General features: G+C 42.4%; 12 protein-coding genes. 5 read left to right on the top strand and 7 right to left on the bottom strand.

The genetic code is table 11. The features are described 5' to 3' along the window. Positions 1-212: 212 nt before the first annotated feature. The 4 genes from BIY37_RS10585 to BIY37_RS10600 all read right to left on the bottom strand — a co-directional run bounded on the left by BIY37_RS10585 (position 213) and on the right by BIY37_RS10600 (position 3,758). Positions 213-407, bottom strand: coding sequence for a YgiT-type zinc finger protein (locus tag BIY37_RS10585; protein ID WP_070067817.1), 195 nt, complete (start codon positions 405-407; stop codon positions 213-215). Between the two features lie 78 nt (positions 408-485). Further along, positions 486-719: a hypothetical protein gene (locus tag BIY37_RS10590; RefSeq protein ID WP_201789431.1), complete on the bottom strand. Its 234-nt coding sequence runs from the start codon at positions 717-719 to the stop codon at positions 486-488. Between the two features lie 737 nt (positions 720-1,456). Beyond that, positions 1,457-2,212, bottom strand: coding sequence for an amino acid ABC transporter ATP-binding protein (locus tag BIY37_RS10595; protein ID WP_070067818.1), 756 nt, complete (start codon positions 2,210-2,212; stop codon positions 1,457-1,459). After that, positions 2,196-3,758, bottom strand: coding sequence for an ABC transporter substrate-binding protein/permease (locus tag BIY37_RS10600; protein ID WP_230402505.1), 1,563 nt, complete (start codon positions 3,756-3,758; stop codon positions 2,196-2,198). Before BIY37_RS10600 ends, BIY37_RS10595 begins: the two co-directional genes overlap by 17 nt. Before the next feature lie 386 nt (positions 3,759-4,144). Here BIY37_RS10600 and BIY37_RS10605 point away from each other — a divergent pair, with 386 nt between their 5' ends. Together BIY37_RS10605 and BIY37_RS10610 are read left to right on the top strand one after the other, a co-directional pair. After that, on the top strand, positions 4,145-4,459 hold the full coding sequence (locus tag BIY37_RS10605; RefSeq protein WP_070067819.1) for an RNA recognition motif domain-containing protein: 315 nt from the start codon (positions 4,145-4,147) through the stop codon (positions 4,457-4,459). Between the two features lie 262 nt (positions 4,460-4,721). Further along, complete coding sequence (locus tag BIY37_RS10610) at positions 4,722-6,296, top strand: DEAD/DEAH box helicase (RefSeq protein WP_070067820.1); 1,575 nt, start codon at positions 4,722-4,724, stop codon at positions 6,294-6,296. Between the two features lie 23 nt (positions 6,297-6,319). Here BIY37_RS10610 and BIY37_RS10615 read toward each other — a convergent pair whose 3' ends face one another. The 3 genes from BIY37_RS10615 to BIY37_RS10625 all read right to left on the bottom strand — a co-directional run bounded on the left by BIY37_RS10615 (position 6,320) and on the right by BIY37_RS10625 (position 9,891). Continuing rightward, positions 6,320-8,002, bottom strand: coding sequence for a tetratricopeptide repeat protein (locus tag BIY37_RS10615; RefSeq protein WP_080325031.1), 1,683 nt, complete (start codon positions 8,000-8,002; stop codon positions 6,320-6,322). Between the two features lie 129 nt (positions 8,003-8,131). After that, on the bottom strand, positions 8,132-8,923 hold the full coding sequence (locus BIY37_RS10620; RefSeq protein ID WP_070067822.1) for an AIM24 family protein: 792 nt from the start codon (positions 8,921-8,923) through the stop codon (positions 8,132-8,134). 779 nt (positions 8,924-9,702) lie between these two features. Beyond that, positions 9,703-9,891, bottom strand: a complete 189-nt coding sequence (locus tag BIY37_RS10625; protein WP_070067823.1) for a DUF5679 domain-containing protein — start codon at positions 9,889-9,891, stop codon at positions 9,703-9,705. A 651-nt stretch (positions 9,892-10,542) separates the two neighbouring features. Between BIY37_RS10625 and BIY37_RS10630 the strand changes: the two genes are divergently transcribed. From BIY37_RS10630 to BIY37_RS10640, 3 genes are read left to right on the top strand one after another with little or no spacing between them, the layout of a single operon-like run. Next, positions 10,543-12,063: a 2-isopropylmalate synthase gene (locus BIY37_RS10630; RefSeq protein WP_070067824.1), complete on the top strand. Its 1,521-nt coding sequence runs from the start codon at positions 10,543-10,545 to the stop codon at positions 12,061-12,063. Between the two features lie 51 nt (positions 12,064-12,114). Beyond that, positions 12,115-13,611, top strand: a complete 1,497-nt coding sequence (locus BIY37_RS10635) for a shikimate dehydrogenase (RefSeq protein ID WP_070067825.1) — start codon at positions 12,115-12,117, stop codon at positions 13,609-13,611. A 21-nt stretch (positions 13,612-13,632) separates the two neighbouring features. Then, entirely contained in the window at positions 13,633-14,160 is a 528-nt protein-coding gene (locus BIY37_RS10640; protein WP_070067826.1) for a shikimate kinase, read from the top strand. Positions 14,161-14,251: the final 91 nt, after the last annotated feature.

A 14,251-nucleotide genomic window follows, 5' to 3' on the forward strand; every position in this document is an offset into this window, starting at 1 on the left:
TCATATCTGCTCCTCCTCTTTACTGGTTTAAGAGTTTATTTCACGATGCCTCTATAATACAACTTCGCATCGCTTTGTGAAGGAGCCTTCTATATGATTATCAGACCTTGAATATAGAATATGCAAGAAAAAGCAGATTGATATGAAAGTTCTTTTTTTAGATATTATACTACTTGAAATGACGTTCCTAATGGTTGAAAGTCAGCGGTATCTTAATGTTCGAGATTAGCCCTGATTTCTTCAAATTTTCTGACGGTTTCCTGGGTGTAAAGGCGTTCACCGCAACGGAGACAGACTTCCGCATGTACTTTTAAAGCGGCAGTGTTATTACCACCGCGTAAAAGCTTTTCTACCTCTTTTTCGATCATTTCATTCCCACAAGCGGGGCATTTTTCAAATGGCATCATTGTTTCCTTCTCCTTTCTCGTCAATTAATCCATAGATTAGGATCTGGACGATAAACCGTAATAGCACAGTCCACAGATTCATTTCATTGTGTACCCAAATCCTATGAACAGGGCTACCGCTAAAAGTCTGGCCATATATCTAACAACTTGGATATGGTTTGTCGTTCGGGTAATCCTCAATGATTTCACCATGGAAGACAAAAAACAAACTTCATCAAATGTGAGCTTATCAGCTTCGGCTTCTTCGTCAGCATGGTCGGTGATTCTGACCCGGTTTGCTTGAAACGATTTTATAATGTTAGCAATGTTCATCCGGTTTTTTCAGATTTTAGTTGTTTAGGGATTTGTTCAGCTATGGGCAGCCTTACTCCCATCTTTTAAGGCTAAAAACCACCTTACCGACAATAGGATCTACTTCTACTTCTTTAAGAATGATATATTCAAAGCCATGTTTCTTAGCAAAATGAGGGCTGACACTGATAAGCTGGAGTGCCTTGCTTTTCTCCTCGTAATGGAGATGCTTTACATAATATAAATCATCCTTTCGAAAGGAATGAATTCTCTACGTTATGACATTGGTACTCCTTAAATAACGTAGCGCCGATCCTTCGTGGTCGGCGAAGCTATAGCACACGCCAGGCGGGGGGATAAACCATCTGCGCTACGCTTTTCTCGTCTTTCATCCATCATCTATCCTTTCTTGTTTCGGTGAGAGGGGTCAACGAAACATCCCGCCCGCATGGCATGCACAATCCCCCGCGATAGCCCTAATACCGGGAACAAGGGATCGGCGCTGCCTTTTTCAAAAAGCTAAATTGTTATCGCCTTTGTATCTCAGATTTTTGTTGTTTCCGACTTGTTCAGGTCAGGTATAGCATCATGGAAGCGTTCTATAGTATTACCGTGTAAAACCATTCTTTTTTTGCAAGTTTTTCTACGTCCCCCGCATCCCCCCTTGATAGAAAGGATTTGTTTTTGGGCTTTGCTGCGTTATGGTTTATTTTTATAAAATTTGTGGTGGGAAGACGACTCCTGAAATAGACGGGTTTTTACTTCATAAAACGGCTAAGAAACGCCTTTGTCCTGTCGTTTTTAGGATTGAAAAATATCTCTTTGGGACTTCCCTGTTCGACAATTTCACCCTTCTCCAGAAAGACCACCTGTGTCGAAACGTCCCTTGCAAAGCCCATCTCATGTGTTGCAATAACTGTCGTCATCCCTTCCAACACCAGACCCCTGACAACCAGGAGTACTTCCTCAACCATCTCGGGATCAAGGGAAGACGTCGGTTCGTCAAAGAGCATCGCTTCAGGCCTCATCGCCAGGGCGCGTGCAATGGCCACACGTTGCTGTTCTCCGCCTGAAAGTTGACCGGGATATTTTTGCGCCTTCTCCCCGAGATGTATCTTCCTGAGCAAAGAAAGGGCGTCTGACTCGGCCTCAGACGGATCGATACCCAATACAGAAACCGGTGCTGCAGTTATGTTATGAAGTACCGTCATGTGAGGAAAAAGATTAAACTGCTGAAAGACCATTCCCATTTTCCTGCGGATATTCTTTACTGCGAGAGATTTCTGTTTCTTATGATAAGCTCGTTCGTTAATGCCATAGAGTTTTTGACCATCAACAGATATGCAACCTCCCTGAAATGTCTCCAATCCGTTCATGCATCGCAGGAGCGTGCTCTTACCGCTGCCAGACGGTCCAATCATAGCGGTAACACTTCCCTTTTCTATTGTGAGGTGCAGACCCCTGAACAAGGATTGACGGCCATACGCCTTGAATAAATTACAAATTTCTATCATATGATCTTAATCTTTTCTCCAGCCTTCTGGCATAGAGAGAGAGCGGATAGCTCATACCGAAATAGAGGAGCGCAGTAATAATTCCCAATTTGAAAAAATCCATCGAGGCGGCGGCCAACATGCTGTAACTCTTCGTCAGTTCTGTGATGGCAATGACAGAGACCAGAGATGAATCTTTAAAGAGAGCGATAAAATCATTGGTCATGGGCGGTATGGTAATATGCAATGCCTGAGGCAGGATGATTCGTCTTAAGGTCATGTATCCGGACATGCCGAGCGACAACGCTGCCTCGGTTTGTCCCCGGGGAACTGCCTGAATGCCGGCACGATAGATCTCCGCCTCATAAGCAGCGTAGTTCATACCTAACCCAAGAATGGCAGCGGCAAAGGCGCTCAGCGAGATACCGACGTTTGGCAAACCATAATACAGGATATATAACTGGATAAGAAGTGGCGTTCCGCGGTAAATCTCAACATAAGCCTCGGAAATCTTTTGCATCCATGCATTCCCATATAATCTCATAATCGCCAGGATAAGTCCCAGAACAACGGCCAATATCATGGATAAAAGTGAAATGCCTATAGTAACTACAGTACCTTTTAGCAAGGTAGGCAGAAATCGTGTTACCGCAATGGGCGCCTTTTCAGAAAAAGACGGCAGACTTTCTGTATATTTTTGGAGGAGCCCTTCATGTAAAAAGAGCTTCTCTTGTGAAAGATTCCATAACCCCCAACGCCGGTAGATCTTTTTTAATTCCCCAGTTCTCAGAAGTTTCTCGATGATCTTATTCAACTCCTCTGCCAGGGCTGAATCCTCCTTCCTCAGAGCAATGCCATAGTACCCTTCACCGACAGGGTTGCCCACCATTCGCAGTTGTGGATTCGGCAAGGTATAGTACGCAGCAATTGGTAAATCCACAAAAACAGCATCAATACGGTTTAAAGAAAGGTCTTTGAAAGGCTCTACCTGTCCGCTATAGACACTCACAACAACATCCCCCATCTCTTCCAGCATCCGTTTGGCCACCGTATTATATAAGACACCGACCTTTTTGCCGTGAAGATCTTCCAGATGATTAATACGGTTATCTGAGGCACGAACGACAATCTGCTCAGCGTACACATAGTACGGACGGGTAAATAACACAGACTGCGTCCTCTCCGGCGTAATTTCAATACCGTTCAGTGCAATATCAAAATCCCCGCGCAGAAGGGAAAGCAGGACACTATCCCATGCATTCTGAAAGTACTGCACCTTTACTCCCAATTCCCGGGCAATAGCCTCAACCAGTTCCACCTCAAAACCAATGAGTTTTGAAGGATGCGCAGGGTCGTGGTAAACATACGGGGCGCCCCCTTCAGCATCAAACCCCCAGGTGATCACCCCGGAATTCTTTATCTTTTCAAGGGTGTCCCGGGAAGCAAATGCGTTTATTTGAGAAAAATATAGTACCAATAAACACACCAGCAATACGACAATGCTTCGAATGTTAAAAGGATTATGTTGCATAGCCATAAATATAAGCCAATCATGAAATCTTCTCAAGATAAATCCTTGACAATACAAATGAATTTCGGTTATACTTTCATTTTGTAAATTCCATGATCCTTAAAAGGACAGGTATTATTAAGGTTAATTCTTCATGCATCAAGTTCTTGTGGAAAAGAGTTACCCTCCTTATCTATGACCATCAACTACATACAAAGGTCAAAATAATTTCTGACTATCTGCTACCTCCTCAAGAAAGAAGTGGTAATCTTCCCAAATCGAACAGAATGCTTACCGGAATCACAATGGTCTTCGCAGGAACAACAATCCATTTGGAATTCTGTTGTAAATTTTTTTAACAGTTTACCTCATTCTAAATCTTTTTTAACTGGATGAGGCACTGAATTATTCCGAACCATTTTAGGACCAAAAAGGAGGTCGAGATGAATATTTTTGTAGGTAATTTGTCCAGAGATGTCACCGAAGATGACTTGCAGAAGGCTTTTGAAGCTTTCGGGCAGGTCAAGTCTGTCAAAGTAATAAAGGACTTATTCAGCGGAGAATCAAAAGGATTCGGATTCGTGGAGATGCAGGCCAAGGCTGAAGCCCAGTCCGCAATCAACGGGCTAAACGGTAAGGAATTAAAAGGACGAGCGCTTAACGTAAACGAGGCCCGTCCTCGTCCGGAAGGAGGCAGAGGTGGCGGAAGATTTGGCGGAGGAAGACAGGGTGGTGGTGGTGGTGGGCGACGTTTCTAGGAAAATACTGACCAGAATTTAATTGGAACACAGGAGGGCTTTGCCAGAGGGAGCTTAAAAGAAAATCTGAGATTTTTAAACTGCCTCTGGTAGTCTTCACGTGAAAATTCAGTATGTCAAAACACTGAACGCTGACAGTTTATCACACAACCAAGCTCATAGCGAAACACCGCAACCGAAATGTCAACAGCAAAGAATCAACGCCATAATTTTTGTCACCGAGAACCTTCATGGGTAATTGAGAAATACGAATAAGGACCATATGAAAAAATTAGATACATTCAGGGCGCTGGGATTATCAGAAAACACATTACAAGCATTGGAAAAAAAGGGTTTTGAAGAGCCCACTCCGATTCAGCAAAAGACAATCCCAATTCTCCTCAAGGGAGAGGTAGATATAATCGGACAGGCCCAGACAGGAACAGGAAAAACGGCTGCATTTGGGCTCCCCATACTCGAAAAGATACCAGAAAAAACAAAAACTGTCCAGGCGCTGATTCTTGTGCCCACGAGAGAACTGGCCATCCAGGTATCAGAAGAATTAAACTCCTTTAAAGGAGGCAAAATTCTGCAGATCATGCCCATCTACGGAGGCCAGTCGATGGAAGAACAGTTGAGAAGGTTGAAAAAAGGGATAGATGTCGTAGTCGGAACCCCCGGAAGAATACTGGATCATCTCAGGAGAAAAAGTATACGTCTGAGTCATATATCGTATTTGGTCCTTGACGAAGCGGATGAGATGCTCAATATGGGATTTATTGATGACGTAGAAGAAATTATAAGAAATACCGGTGAACAGCGGAGGATGCTGCTCTTTTCCGCTACCATGCCGGGAAAAATCATAAGCATCGCAGAAAAATATATGAGAAACTATGAGATGGTCGGGGTAAAAAAAGAGCAGCTTACCACAAGCCTGACGGATCAGATCTATTTCGAGGTGGCGCCTTCGGATAAATTTGATGCATTATGCAGGATCATCGATATTGAACATGAATTCTACGGCCTCATATTTTGCAGGACGAAGATTGATGTGGACAATCTTGCAAACAGGCTTATGGAAAGAGGGTATGACGCAGAAGCGCTGCATGGCGATATATCTCAAAACCAGCGGGAAATCGTCTTAAACAAGTTTCGAAAACAACGGATAAATATTCTGGTAGCTACGGATGTTGCCGCCAGAGGCATTGATATTCAAAACTTAACGCATGTCATCAATTATTCCCTGCCTCAGGACCCGGAATCGTACATCCACAGGATAGGTAGAACTGGCCGGGCCGGAAAGGAAGGAACCGCTATTACGTTTGTTACGCATGATGAATATAGACGGCTCATCCTGATTAAAAAAATTGCAAAAACAGATATCCGGAAAGAAAAACTGCCGAGAATTGAAGATGTAATACATCAAAAAAAATCCAGGATAAAAACAGAAATTTCCCAGATCATTACCTCGGAAAACATGAACGGATATGTACAACTTGCGCAAGAAATGCTGAAAGAAAACGAGGCAGAAAAGGTCCTGGCAGCCCTTTTAAAACATACTTTTCAGGACGAACTGGATGAAAGTAATTATAATGAAATCAGAGACGTTTCTATTGACAGAAAAGGGACGACACGCCTCTTTGTAGCGCTGGGAAAAATCGATGGTATGACGCCCAGAAAATTAGTAACATTTATCAAACAACAGGCCAAAGTTCATAGCGAAAAAATTAAAAACGTTCAGATATTTGACAAATTTTCTTTTATAACAGTTCCCTTTGAGGAAGCGGAAATTATGTTAAATATTTTCAAGAAGAAGATGAACGGCAAAAAACCTATCGTTGAACGCGCAAAAAGATAATCTTTTCTTGACCACCGGAAAAATCATTTATGTCCTTGCATTAGTTTGAGTTTTTTGTAGATAGAAAATTCAAACTCAGCTTCAACGTGCATACCCTTTTCCCCATACAGCAATCCTAAATTCTTATGGACATCCATATCATCCGGATTGATATCCAATACCTTTTTGTAGGCCTCAATAGCCTCATCCCGCCTGCCAATCTTCTGGTAAACGAGTCCCAAATTGTAATAGGCATCTACCAGGCGGGGGTCGATTTCTACCGCCTTTTCCCAGTAAGGGATGGCAGTGGTGTACATATTTTTCCTGGCATAGGCATTGCCCAATTTATTCTGTGTCTCCGCCTGCTCAGGGTAGATTTCAATGATCTTTTCCCACATATGTATGGCCTTATCTGTTAAGGCCTGCATATCATAGGCATCCGCGAGACTGCTCATGGTATCGTAATCGGATGGATTGATCTCCAGAACTTTCTTCCACATGGAAATAGCCTTATCCAGCTTATTCTGGTTAAAATACGCCACTCCAAGATTAAAGCAGGCGTCCGCATTTTTGGGATTGAGTTCGATCGTTTTTTTCCATGCAGCGATAGATTTGTCGTGTTTACCTTTTGCTGCATAGAGTTCGCCGGAATTGTAATATGCCTCTGCATAATCGGGCTTTATATCAATTGCTTTCTTGTATTCCGATAATGCCTCTTCCAGCATATCCCTTTTCGTATAAACCTCTCCAAGCTTAAAGTAGGCCTCGGCAATTTTAGGATTAAGCTTAAGTGCCTTTTCCAGGGAGGTAACGGCGTCTTCAGGCTTACCCTCTTCACTATAAACGAGTCCAAGGTTATAGTGCGCCTCCGCAAAATTTGGATCTAATTCTAACACCTTTTTAAATGCGTCCTCAGCCTCATTAAAATTACCCTCCGCATAGAGTGCAATCCCCAGGTTATTATATGCCTCAGTATAATTCTTATCCCATTGAATAGCGGATTTATGTTCGATAACAGACTTTTCAAGATCACCCTGTTCATAATACATTAAGCCGAGATAATTGTGTGACTCGGCATCCTTAGGATTAAGTTCAATTGTTTGCCTAAACTCACCTATCGCCTTATCGTTTAATTTCTTTTTATAATAAATCAATCCCAGCATGAAATGAGCATCTGCTTCTTTCGGGTCAAGTTTAATTGCCTTCTTCAGATAAAGAGTGCTTTCATCCAGCATTTTTTTATCGTAATAAAGGAGCGCCAGGTTGTAGTTTGTATCTGCAGCCGATGGATTCAATACGAGGCTTTCTTGCAATGCTGATAACGATTCCGTATATGCATTTTTCCTTTTATACGCCAATCCAAGATCATTGTAAACGTCCGCTCTTTCTGTCGTTTGGTCAGGCTTGTAATACGACAAGGCGGCAAGCAATTCGGCAATCGCATCATCTATTTTATCCTTTTCATAATAGGACTTTCCCAGATAATGATGTAATTCCCCATCTCCCTGTATTCCTTCTGCCGCCAGTTTCAATTCATCCAGGGCTTCTTCCATCATTCCTTTTTTAAAACAGGAAATGCCAGCAGCCTTGTGCTGTGCCGGTGTGCCAGCGCTAGTAGTCGAATTGGAATACCCCCCTGACGGTTTTTTCTCAGGATAAGGAGTCCGGCACGCTATTGGTACGATAATCACAAATAGAGTTACCAGGAATTGTATTTTGATATTCACGATATCTTTGGAATTAGAATGGTGGATGTATTTAAACGTTGATTATCAGAGTATGAAAATACCTTAAGGAAAATATCTTGTCTGCTCACTAAAATCACTGTAGCAAAGCCGTTTAGTAATGTCAAACACTTATTCTCTTCCATCCAGCAAATCACCCAGTCCACCCAAAACACCGCCTTCCTCTTTGCGTCTATACATACCATATTGCAAGATTCTTCCCGCCAGTCTGCTGATAGGTAATGACTGTAACCATACTTTGCCCGGTCCTCTTAGCATAGCAAAAAATAATCCTTCACCGCCGAACATCCAGTTTTTTATCCCCTTAATAAACTCAATATCAAAATCTACTCCTGCCGTATAGGCAACCACGCAGCCGGTATCTACTTTTACAATTTCTCCTGCTTTTAATTCCCTTTCAATAACATAGCCACCTGCATGAGCAAACGCAAACCCATCACCCTCTAATTTTTCCATAATAAACCCTTCGCCACCAAAAATACCGGTACCTAATCTTTTCTGAAATTCAATACCAACGCTCACTCCTTTGGCAGCACACAAAAACGCATCTTTTTGTGCAACGATCTTCCCGCCCAATTGTTGCAAATCAAAAACAATGATCTTTCCGGCAAAGGGTGCGGCAAAGCTTACCCGTTTTTTACCCTGGCCAATATTGGTAAAGGAGGTCATAAACAAACTTTCACCTACCAGCAGACGCTTGCCCGCACTAAATATTTTCCCCAGTACACTATCGTTCTGCTGCCGGCTACCGTCTCCAAAAATGGTATTCATGTAAATATCATTGTCCATCATCATAAAAGCACCGCTTTCAGCAATGGCTGTTTCGTTGGGGTCTAATTCAATTTCGACATATTGAAGCTCTTCTCCATAAATTCTGTAATCAATTTCATGATCATTACGCATAACAACCCTTTTATCTTAAGTACAATAATCTAAAAAATACAGTTATCTTCAATGTTGTCCGGTCAGAAATTTGCTGGTACGGCTTTGTCATACCCGAACGCTTTTATCGGGTATCCAGTGAACCCAGAACTTTCTGGATTCCCGCTAAAAACATGCGGGAAGGACCTCTCGAGAGCAATAAAACAAAACACGCAAATTTCTAACCGGACAACACTGAGTTATCTTAAAATTATAATAAACGGAAATAAACGCCATCCCTGTGTTTTGAGCAACAAATGACAAAAAGTTGTTTTTGTTTTTGAGGCGCTATTAAAGCAAAAAATGAAGTAAATTACTATTTTTAATCCTTTTCAATTAAATTGAATAGCAAAAAAACAGAAAATATTATTTTGATAAAAAAGCTGAGGAAATTGGCAAAAATCAAATAATGTGGTATAATAATAGTGGAGAGGAACAAGAAGAGAGTTAATGGGGTTAAACGTTCCTCAGAATACAATAAATGAATTTAAAAATGTATAAAATGTATTTTATCTACCGCTCTAAGTTCCTCTCCGAATGTTCTTTGGTATTATCAGTAACATTAAAATAAGACCCGCCCAACAACTTTCAAAAATACATAAAGTGCGCTGTGGTCTTTGAAATGTTACTGTTAACATAACGCTTCCTTAACCCGATGGAAAAACAGAAAGGGGTGTACGTGATGAGGAAGTTAGAAAGGTAGCCTGGTAAGCCTTAAATGGTATACCAGGCTACTGTTGTTTACACCTATTACATTTAGTTTAGTAAGCTTTTTTGGCGTGACCTTCTGTTACAGCTTTTTCTGCGTCGACTTTTGACATGATTTTACTCATGCCACACCCGCAATCTTTACATTTGCCTCTAGCCATATATCCACCTCTGGCAGTCAGAGTCATTTGTGCATCAGACATCTCTTTTTGTGCTTTACATTTCATGCATCTTGCTTCCATGGTTATCTCCTTGTTTAAGTATTTCCCCATTTTAATTTAAATTTCACGAACTTCTTTTTTTAGTTCCAAAAAAACTAACATTCGTGATACCCCAATTCAATAATGGACCGTAATGACCAACATGTATATACCATATACGCAGTAAAGCTGCAACCAACTCTCCAAATGAAGGCACCGAAATGAGGTTGTAAAAAAACTTACGAAAAAAGGAAAAGATTTCACAAGATATTACTATAATGTTTCAAAAAATGCTATCGAAAACTTCCTCCGCAGACATAAAACCAGACTTTCATAAGTTTATAGAGCAGACGTCAATACTATCGACTCATCTGAAAAACCTGCCCGGCTATAATATGGATGATTCAGATCAAATTACCTATGAATTTCATTTCTGACTCGTTTCCGAGACGGTTGTTAAGTATCTCAATCCCATGTCTGTGAACATATCGACAACCGCTGCTTTTGCCGATTTTACAGATAGTTATTGAATGTATTCCGGGTATATAGTAAAATTTTTATTTAATTTTTTTATGACATAGCGATAAATCATTATCATAAAATCCTGTAATATACTTGTTCGCTGAAAACAAATGGCTGATAGTAGGTTGCAGGCTTTCGGACCTTTGGAATTTAAATTAAGGGACACTACTTGTGACCAACAATAACATCATTATCTTTGATACCACACTCCGCGATGGAGAGCAATCTCCGGGCGCCAGCCTGGATATCAACGAAAAGGTACAGATTGCACGACAATTGGTGCTCCTGAATGTAGATGTTATCGAGGCCGGATTCCCGGTATCATCGCCGGGTGACTTTGAATCCGTCAGGAGAATTGCGCAGGAAATTCATGGAGTTTCCATCGCCGGTCTTGCCCGAGCCGTCGAGAAAGATATCGACAGCGCAGCCAAAGCATTGGAGGAGGCAGATAAACCTCGTATCCACGTCTTTCTCGCCACCTCAGAAATCCACAGAAAATATAAACTTCAAAAGGCAAAAGACGAGATACTTCATCTGGCCGTTAAGGGCGTGAAACATGCCTTACGTTACGTAGATGATGTTGAATTTTCTACAGAAGACGCATCGAGGACAGAACTCGATTTTCTCACCCAGGTGGTTGATGCAGTTATTGCTGCCGGTGCAAAAACCGTTAATATTCCTGATACGGTAGGCTATGCGGTGCCAGAACAATATGCCTCCGTTATCAGCGGTTTAAAGAAAAATGTTAAGAATATTGACAAGGCAATCATCAGCGTACATTGCCACAATGATCTCGGACTCGCCGTAGCTAATTCTCTGGCGGCAATAAAAGCTGGCGCCCAACAGATCGAATGCACCATCAATGGTATTGGAGAACGGGCTGGGAATGCAGCGCTCGAAGAGATCGTTATGGCCCTAAAGACCCGCCATGACTTTTACCAGCGCTCTACCCGCATCGTTACCAGAGAACTCATTGCCACGAGCAAGCTGGTAAGTACCCTGACAGGACTGCGGGTGCAGCGGAACAAGGCCATTGTCGGCGAAAATGCATTTGCACACCAATCCGGAGTGCATCAGGATGGGGTGATCAAGGAACGCTCCACGTACGAAATTATGAAACCCGAAGATGTCGGATATCTAAAAACCCGTCTCGTGCTGGGAAAGTTGTCCGGGCGGAATGCCTTAAAAACGCGAATTAAGGAATTGGGATACGAATTATCAGAAAACGAATTCGAACGCGCCTTTGAGAAATTTAAACACATCGCCGATAAGAAAAAGGAGATCTTCGACGAAGACGTTGAAGCCATTATTGGCATAGAAAAGATGGAAGTCCCCGCCATCTTTCATTTAGAAAACCTCAGTATCAGTTGCGGGCCCAATGCAGTACCAACTGCCGGCGTAAGTCTGAAATTACCGGGTGGCCGCCTGGTGAACAACACAGCCATCGGTGATGGCCCTATTGACGCACTTTTTAAAGCGATCGATCTTTCCACCGGCATTACTGGCACGTTGCAAGATTATAATATTCGGGCCGTTACCCGTGGAAAAGACGCCATGGGTGAGGTACATGTGAACATTGAAGTAAATGGCAGGACGATCGGGGGACGTGCCGTAAGCACGGACATCATTGAGGCTAGCGCAAAAGCCTATTTAAACGCCATTAATAAGGTGGCTGCGATGAAATCAAAATAGTTTTCTGCAACAGACACAAATTAAAAATTAAAACATCTCTCAAACAAACTGATGATCTGTATACCCATCACTGCAAACAACCTTGATGACGCTCTCCAGGACATGGCAGAAGCATCGAAATTTGCAGATATCATCGAAGTACGCCTCGATTACATAAAAAATCCAGACCTGAAATACATTCTGGAAAGACGAACAAAACCCCTCATTATCACAAACCGCCCTGATCGTGAAGGCGGCAAGTTTAATGGAAGTGAAGAAGAGAGGATCGCTGTCCTGAAACACGCAATCCAGCTCCAGGCAGATTTCGTCGATATCGAGCACGACAGCATTCATAATTTATGCAGGGACACGGGGCTCCATGTCCCTTCAAGCAAAACAAAATTTATTGTATCCTACCATAATTTCCGTGAGACACCTGATGACTTGATTTCCCTGTACCAAAGACTCAGCCAAAGTGATGCTGACACCATAAAAATAGTTACCCACGCAAATTCAATCACGGATAACATCAAAATCTACCGACTACTCCAACAAGCACGAAGACCTTTAATCTCATTTTGTATGGGTGAGTACGGTATAATCAGCCGTATCCTCTATAAAAGGTTTGGCAGTTATCTGACCTTTGCCTCGCTTCGGAAAGGGAAGGAATCTGCCCCAGGCCAAATCACCATTCAGGAATTTTTACTTACCTATCAGGCTCAGAGACAAGAGAAAGATACGGGAATCTATGGACTGATTGGAAATCCCGTCTCTCATAGCATCAGCCCAATGATTCATAATACCCTCTTCAAGGAAATGAACTTCAATAGTATCTATGTTCCTTTTAAGGTAGACAACATCGGTGATTTTTTCAGATCGTTTAGGGAATTGGATGTAAAGGGTTACAGCGTAACAATTCCGCATAAAGAGTCGGTAATAAATCACCTGGATGCAATAGACCCCGTGGCAAAGAAGATCGGTGCAGTAAATACCATTGTTAATAAAGATGGCAAGTTCGTTGGTTATAACACAGACTGTAAGGCGGCCATCCTGGCATTGGAAGACATTCATCAAGTATCTGGAATGGGCACGAAGAATGACCATCTAAAAGACAAACGCATCACGTTGTTAGGGGCTGGAGGCGCTGCCCGCGCCATCGCATTCGGATTACAGGATCGCGGTGCACAGGTAACAATTGTAAGCAGGAATTACGAACGGGCGCAATCACTGTCCAGAGACGTTGGCTGCTCATCAAAGGAACTCAAAGATTTACAGAAGATTGAAACGGACATCCTGATCAATGCCACCCCTGTGGGCATGTTACCCGCGGTTAATGAAACTCCCATTGACAAGAAGCTACTAAAACCCAGCACGGTCGTCTTTGATACTATTTATAATCCTATAGAGACGAGACTGTTGCGTGAGGCCAAAGCGCAAGGCTGTAAGATCGTCGGTGGCCTGCCGATGTTTGTAAACCAGGCGGCAGCACAATTCGAACTGTGGACTGGCATGAAACCTTCACGCGCCTTGATCGAAGATATTGCTTATAAAAAACTTCTTGGAGAGTGAAAGAGATCACTTGTATCGGCATTGAACATCATCTTGATTGGTTTTCGTGGCACTGGCAAAACTACGATCGGTAAAATACTGGCTCAACAGCTTGACAAAGAATTCGTTGACGCCGATGAATACCTCGAACAAAAACAGGGGAAGACCATTAAAGACATCTTTGCAGAAGGTGGCGAGCCGTTGTTCCGGGAGATCGAGGTGCAAATGATTGCGGAATTATGCCGTCTGGACAATAGGGTCATCGCCACAGGGGGCGGCGTAATCCTTCGGGAAGAGAACGTAAGGAGGCTCAAGAAAAACGGGATTATCATCTTCTTAGATGCCGATGTGGACACCCTATACAGACGAATTCAAGGGGATGCACAGACAGCGCAGAAAAGGCCAAATCTTACCAGTCGCAGTGCGTATGAGGAAATTGAGTATCTTTTAGCATACCGGAGGCCGTTTTATGACAGAATAGCTGATTTTGTAATAAGCACCGCCAGCATATCCAAACACGATGTTGCAAATAAGATATTTAACCTTATCCACAACCACGTGATGGACTGAAAGGGTTAATGTCTTTATGCATCTGATTTATTGATTACATTACTTTGTTAAAAAACGTTTGTGAAAAAATATTTTTAAGTCATAAGTCGAA

Origin of the sequence: Candidatus Brocadia sapporoensis (assembly GCF_001753675.2) — a bacterium.
Classification (GTDB): domain Bacteria; phylum Planctomycetota; class Brocadiia; order Brocadiales; family Brocadiaceae; genus Brocadia; species Brocadia sapporoensis.

What these genes read in the sequence shown, in the direction of transcription:
- BIY37_RS10605 (WP_070067819.1), top strand. Translation starts at nt 4,145, where the DNA reads ATGAATATTTTTGTAGGTAATTTGTCCAGAGATGTCACCGAAGATGAC.
- BIY37_RS10590 (WP_201789431.1), bottom strand. Translation starts at nt 719, where the DNA reads ATGAACATTGCTAACATTATAAAATCGTTTCAAGCAAACCGGGTCAGA.
- BIY37_RS10585 (WP_070067817.1), bottom strand. Translation starts at nt 407, where the DNA reads ATGATGCCATTTGAAAAATGCCCCGCTTGTGGGAATGAAATGATCGAA.
- BIY37_RS10595 (WP_070067818.1), bottom strand. Translation starts at nt 2,212, where the DNA reads ATGATAGAAATTTGTAATTTATTCAAGGCGTATGGCCGTCAATCCTTG.
- BIY37_RS10625 (WP_070067823.1), bottom strand. Translation starts at nt 9,891, where the DNA reads ATGGAAGCAAGATGCATGAAATGTAAAGCACAAAAAGAGATGTCTGAT.
- BIY37_RS10610 (WP_070067820.1), top strand. Translation starts at nt 4,722, where the DNA reads ATGAAAAAATTAGATACATTCAGGGCGCTGGGATTATCAGAAAACACA.
- BIY37_RS10620 (WP_070067822.1), bottom strand. Translation starts at nt 8,923, where the DNA reads ATGCGTAATGATCATGAAATTGATTACAGAATTTATGGAGAAGAGCTT.
- BIY37_RS10635 (WP_070067825.1), top strand. Translation starts at nt 12,115, where the DNA reads ATGATCTGTATACCCATCACTGCAAACAACCTTGATGACGCTCTCCAG.